Raw genomic sequence first — 229 nt, 5'->3', positions numbered from 1 at the left:
CGACCAGCATGCCGGCGGTGTGACTGTCATCGATCAGAACGGCGAGCGGTACCACGCGGATGCCGTAATCGGTTGCGATGGCGTGAAGTCTGCGGTACGCAAGGCATTGATCGGCGACGAGCATCGCGTGACAGGGCATGTCGTGTATCGCGCCGTCGTTGAAGTCGAAAACATGCCGAAGGACTTGCAGATCAATGCGCCGGTGGTGTGGGCGGGCCCGAATTGCCAC

1 protein-coding gene is annotated in these 229 nt (G+C 61.1%); it reads left to right on the top strand.

Translation table 11 applies throughout. The annotated features are described in order from the left end of the window. Positions 1-229, top strand: a 229-nt coding sequence (locus SB764_RS45220; RefSeq protein ID WP_410867468.1) for an FAD-dependent monooxygenase, incomplete at both ends; no start/stop codon positions are given.

The sequence above is a fragment of the Paraburkholderia sp. SIMBA_027 genome, from assembly GCF_046535315.1.
In the GTDB taxonomy this organism is placed as follows: domain Bacteria; phylum Pseudomonadota; class Gammaproteobacteria; order Burkholderiales; family Burkholderiaceae; genus Paraburkholderia; species Paraburkholderia tropica.
The sequence above is the reverse complement of the archived record's forward strand: the minus strand, read 5'-3'. Positions and strand labels throughout refer to the sequence as shown.